The following is a 5,089-nucleotide window of genomic DNA, read 5'->3' as shown; positions in this document are numbered from 1 at the left end:
CGCGAGCCGGCGACGAAGTCGCCCAACAAGAAGCAACGCCGCACCCACGACCCCGGCCCGGCAGCACCGTCTTTCTCGCGCTTTGGGTTCGGTAGTGCTGTCTCTCTCGCGACTCCGGCCCGGTAGTGCCGTCTTTCTGACGGTTTGGGTTCGGCAGCACCGTCCCCCTCGCGACCCCGGCCCGGCAGCGCCGTCTTTCTCGCGCTTTGGGTTCGGTAGCGCTGTCTCTCCGGCGACTCCGACTCCGACTCCGCGGCAGCGCCGCCCTCATGACCCCGACCCCGCAGCCCTGCCTTCCCAACCACCGCAGCACCGCGACACCGCAACCTCCGCGCCCCCGGTCCGCCGGCACCGTCCCCCACCACTCCGGCCCCGCAGCCACGCCATCCTCCAACCCACCCACCCCCCCCCCCCCACCAACCAAGCACATCAACGCCCCAATCCACCCCCACCCCAATGATCCAACGCGCACACCGCGCGGAGCCGCGCCTCGTGTGCCCGCTCGCTGCGAAGCCGCCCGACGAGTTGCCGGTGGGGGCCGTCGTGAGGGCCGGGGTGGGAACAGACACCGCGTGACACGCCGTTTCCGGGACACGCCCCGTCGTCCGGCTTCGGACCTGACGCGACAATGGGCCTACCCGGATCCGCCCGGATCCCCGCTTCCCTGGACGTGACACGCGTGAGCTCGCCGGAATCCACCTCGGCGCCGATCGGCGACCTGTTCATGCGCCTGGCCAAGCGCATTCGGGTGCGCGCCGGCCGCGAACTCGCCCCGCTGGGCCTGACCCCGGCGCAGGCGCATGCGATGAAGGTGCTCGCGCACGCCGAAGAGCCGCTGCGGATGGCCGACCTGGCGGCGCGGCTGGAGATCGTGCCGCGCTCGGCGACCACTGTCGTGGACGACCTGGCCGCGCGGGATCTGGTTCGGCGCAGCACCTCCGAACTGGACCGGCGCGCGACGCTGGTGGAGTTGACCGAGCGGGGGCGGGCCGAACTGCGTCGGATCCGGGCGATCCGGCAGGGTGCGGGTGCGGCCGTGTTCGATCGGCTGGGCGAGGCGGATCGGGCGGAGCTGTTGCGGCTGCTGCGGTTGGTGGACCTGGAGTTGGCGGAGCGGGAGGCGTCGGAGCGAGAGGCTGCGGATTCGGAGGGGTCGGGCCGGGACGGGCGTTCGTGTCCGCGGCGGGGAGTGGGGTGAGCGCTCGGTGGGGGCCTGGAGGCTTTACGCCGAAAGCGATTCCGCCGAGAGCGTGAGGTGGTTCCCAGGGGCGTTGTGGGTGGGCAGAGTCGGGGGCATGAGAATTCTGATTCTGGGTGGCACCGAGTTCGTCGGCCGCGCCGTCACCGACGCCGCGTCGGCCAGGGACTGGGACGTGACCGTGTTCAACCGGGGTCGGCACGAACTTCCGCCCGGTGTGCGGTCGTTGGTCGGCGACCGGACCGCCGAGGGTGGCCTGGCCGCGTTGGCCGACGGCGAGTGGGACGTGGTCCTGGACACCTGGAGCGCCGCGCCGCGCGTGGTCCGCGACTCGGCCGACCTGCTGGCCGATCGTGCCGGGCGTTATGTGTACATCTCCAGCTGCTCGGTGTACGACTACCCGACGCCCGCCGGACTGGGCGAGGAGGCGCCGCTGGTCGACGCCTCGCCCCACGACGGTGACGACGTGACCTATCCCAAGGCCAAGCGTGGCGCCGAGATCGCCGTCGAGCGGGCGTTCGGTGACCGGTACGTGCACGCGCGCGCCGGTCTGATCCTGGGCCCGCGCGAGAACATCGGCCGCCTCCCGTGGTGGCTCAACCGGATCGCTCGCGGCGGGACGGTTCCGGCTCCGGGCCCGCGCGAGGCGCAACTCCAGTACATCGACGCCCGCGACCTGGCCGAATGGACCCTGGACGCGGCCGAGGCCGGTCGCAGCGGCGCGTACAACCTGATCGGCCCGGCCGGCCACACCACGCTGGGCGAACTGCTCGACCTGTGCGTCCGGATCACCGGTTCGGATGCCGAGCTGCGCTGGATCGACCCGGACACGATCCTGGCCGCGGGCATCGCGCCCTGGCTCGAACTGCCGATCTGGGTACCGGCCGGCGAGGACTACGACAGCATCCACCGCCGCGACGTGCGCAAGGCGCTGGGAGCCGGCCTGCACGTGCGCCCGGTCGAGCAGACCGTCGCCGACACCTGGACCTGGCTCCGCTCGGTGAACGGCATCGTCCCGCAGCGCCCCGACCGCCCGGTGGTGGGCCTCCCACCGGAGAAGGAGGCCAAACTCCTGGCAGGCTGAACGAATTGCGACCGACGAGCCGGTACGGCCGTCGGCCGCCCGCGTGCCGCCCGCCGGTTTGTGTGGGCGGTACTGCTTGCGGCGGTGGTGTTTGGCGGAGGAAGGCGATGCCGGGGTGGAACACGGATTTGATTTGCCGGAATTGGTCGGTGTCGATAACCCGGCGGGGACCGCCTGAACAACGGGTAGCCATCGGCAGCGGGTGCGGTCCGCCGGTCCGCCGGTCCGCCGGGACGCAGCCGTTGCTGCGTCATGCGTTCACGCCTTCCTGGTCGGCGGGGGAACCGCGCCCGCTGTCGTCAGAGGCTGGGTGGTTGGGGGCGTACGAGGCCGTTCTGGTAGGCGATGACGACGAGTTGGGCGCGGTCGCGGGCGCCGAGTTTGGTCATGGCGCGTTGGATGTGGGTGCGGACGGTCAGGACGCTCAGGACGAGTTCTTCGGCGATCCGGTCGTTGGATTTCCCGTGGGCTGCCAGGACGGTCACTTCCTGTTCGCGGGGCGTGAGGTCGGCGAGGCGTTCGGCCGGGGCGAGGGGTGGTCCGGAGGCGGGGGTGGTGAGGAAGCGAGTGATCAGGGCTTGGGTGGCCCCTGGTGACAGGAGGGCTTCGCCCGCGGCGACGGTGCGGATTCCGTCCAGCAGCGCGTTCGTGGTGACGTATTTGCCGAGGAAGCCGCTGGCGCCGACGCGTAGTGCCTGGGCGACGTACTCCTCGGTTTCGAACATGGTCAGGATGAGGACGCGGGTGCCGGTGAGGCCGGGGTCCTCGCAGATGGCGGCGGTGGCGGCGAGGCCGTCGGCGCCGGGCATGCGGATGTCCATGAGGACGACGTCGGGCCGGTGGGCGCGGGCGAGTTCCACGGCTTGGTGGCCGTCGGCGGCCTCGCCGACGACCTCCATGTCGTCGCAGGAGTCGATCAGGAGCCGGAAGGTGCCGCGCAGCAGGGCCTGGTCGTCGGCGAGCAGGACGCGGATGGTCAACGAATTTCCTCGTGTCGTCGTCCGGCCGGAGTGTCCGCCGGGGTGTGGGCCTGGAACGGGAGTGCGGCGGCGACTTCGAAGCCGCCTTCGGGTCGGGGGCCGGCGCGCAGGTCGCCGCCGATGGAGTGGGCGCGTTCGCGCATGCCCATCAGTCCGTATCCGCCGCCGGGCATCGGCGGGACGGCCCCGCCGTTCGCTGTGCCGTCGTTGGTGACGGTGATGAGCAGGTGGGAACTGTCGTAGCGGAGCCGGACTCGGGCCGTGTGGTCGGGCGCGTGCTTCGTGGCGTTGGTCAGGGCTTCCTGGATGATCCGGTAGGCGGTCAGATCCACTCCCGGGGACAGGGGCCGAGCCTGTCCGTCCGTGGTGACGGTGACGGTCAGGCCGGCCGATTCGCAGGCTGCGACCAGTTCGGGCAGACGGTCCAGGCTCGGGGTGGGTTCCAGCGGGTCGGCGTCCGGGTCGGCGGTCCGGCGCAATACGCCCACGGTGGCGCGTAGTTCCAGGAGCGCGGAGGTGGTGGTGCCGACCAGGTCGGCGAGGATCTTGCGGGTCTGTTCGGGGTGGGTGTCGGCGAGGTGGGCGGCGGTGCCGGCCTGGGCGTGGGCGACGGCCATGTGGTGGGCGACGGCGTCGTGGAGTTCGCGGGCGATGTGCATGCGTTCCTCGGCGACGCGGAGCCGGGCCTCCTCCTCGCGGGTGCGTTCGGCATGCGCGGCGCGGGCCTGGACGGATTCGAGGTAGGCACGCCGGAAGCGGCTCCTGCTGCCCAAGGACACCGGCAGCATCAACCACAGGACCGTGCCCACGGTCCGCAGCATGAAGTCGTCGCCGAGCGGCGCGCCGGCCAGCGAGGTGGCCACCAGCACGGCCAGGGTCACCGAGCCGTAGACGCCGGTGGTCCGCGAATCGGTGAGCGCGGCAAGCCAGTACAGGGCGGCCATGACCGGGGCCAGCAGCAGGGGACTGGGCAGGTAGCCCAGGCCGGTCAGCACGGCGGCCGCGGCGGCGGCGACCGCGAGGGCGGCACGCGGGCGGCCAGGACGGCCGCGCTGCCGACGGCGAGGATCCAGGCGGGCCACAAGGCGTGCGGGGGCGAGGACTCCGATGTGCCGATCTGGGCCCCGAAGAGCGTGCAGACGCACAACGCCACCGCCGTCACCACGTCCGCGGCTCGGGCATGGCGTTCCGTGTACCGTTCGAGGTTGCTGCTCATCGTGCTCTCCGCGAGGGGGCGTGCCGGGGACCATCGTCGCCGATGATGACGAGGACGGGTGTGCGGACCGCCCGAAACACCTTGCTCGGGCGGTCCTGCGGGCGGACCCGGTCAGACGTGCGCCTCGACCGGCCCGTCCGGATCAGGGTTCGGGCTCTTGGACCGCGCGTGGCCGAGTGCCTCGCCTTCCACGTCGACCCGGGGCAGGACGCGGCCCAGCCAGGTCGGCAGCCACCAGGCCCGGTCGCCGAGCAGGGCCAGGACGGCGGGCACGATCGCCATCCGGACCACGAAGGCGTCGAAGAGCACCGCGGCGGCCAGGCCGAACCCGAGCATCTTGATCAGCCCACCCTGCTCCCCGATGAATCCGGAGAAGACCGCGATCATGATCAGCGCGGCGGCCGTCACCACCCGGGCGCTGTGCCGGAANCCGGACACGACCGCCTGATCGGCAGTCTCCCCGTGGGTGTACGCCTCCCGCATCCGGGAGACCAGGAAGACCTCGTAGTCCATGGCCAGCCCGAAGACGATGCCCATCATGAAGATCGGCATCAGGCTCATGATCGGCCCGGTCTGCTCCACCCCGAACAGGTCCGCGGCGTATCCCTCCT

At 71.7% G+C, this 5,089-nt stretch carries 6 protein-coding genes; 2 read left to right on the top strand and 4 right to left on the bottom strand.

What is annotated here, in order from left to right; all coding sequences use genetic code 11:
* The first annotated feature begins 679 nt into the window (after positions 1 to 679).
* Both A3IC_RS53945 and A3IC_RS0112170 read left to right on the top strand, forming a co-directional pair.
* A complete protein-coding gene (locus tag A3IC_RS53945) occupies positions 680 to 1,198 on the top strand; it encodes a MarR family winged helix-turn-helix transcriptional regulator (RefSeq protein WP_052173423.1) in 519 nt (172 codons plus the stop codon).
* A 97-nt stretch (positions 1,199 to 1,295) separates the two neighbouring features.
* On the top strand, positions 1,296 to 2,282 hold the full coding sequence (locus A3IC_RS0112170) for an NAD-dependent epimerase/dehydratase family protein (protein WP_020550328.1): 987 nt from the start codon (positions 1,296 to 1,298) through the stop codon (positions 2,280 to 2,282).
* A 299-nt stretch (positions 2,283 to 2,581) separates the two neighbouring features.
* On the opposite strand, the gene A3IC_RS0112165 is transcribed toward A3IC_RS0112170, so the two are convergent.
* The 4 genes from A3IC_RS0112165 to A3IC_RS53935 all read right to left on the bottom strand — a co-directional run.
* A complete protein-coding gene (locus tag A3IC_RS0112165; protein WP_020550327.1) occupies positions 2,582 to 3,262 on the bottom strand; it encodes a response regulator in 681 nt (226 codons plus the stop codon).
* Positions 3,259 to 4,257 (bottom strand): sensor histidine kinase, encoded by a 999-nt coding sequence (locus A3IC_RS53940; protein WP_020550326.1) that lies wholly within the window; start codon positions 4,255 to 4,257, stop codon positions 3,259 to 3,261. Before A3IC_RS53940 ends, A3IC_RS0112165 begins: the two co-directional genes overlap by 4 nt.
* Entirely contained in the window at positions 4,251 to 4,478 is a 228-nt protein-coding gene (locus A3IC_RS70870; RefSeq protein WP_020550325.1) for a hypothetical protein, read from the bottom strand. Before A3IC_RS70870 ends, A3IC_RS53940 begins: the two co-directional genes overlap by 7 nt.
* 111 nt (positions 4,479 to 4,589) lie before the next feature.
* Positions 4,590 to 5,089: MMPL family transporter (locus A3IC_RS53935; RefSeq protein ID WP_040876506.1), on the bottom strand; the 500-nt coding region annotated here is incomplete at its 5' end.

This window comes from Embleya scabrispora DSM 41855, assembly GCF_000372745.1.
GTDB classification, from domain to species: Bacteria; Actinomycetota; Actinomycetes; order Streptomycetales; family Streptomycetaceae; genus Embleya; species Embleya scabrispora.
The sequence above is the reverse complement of the archived record's forward strand: the minus strand, read 5'-3'. Positions and strand labels throughout refer to the sequence as shown.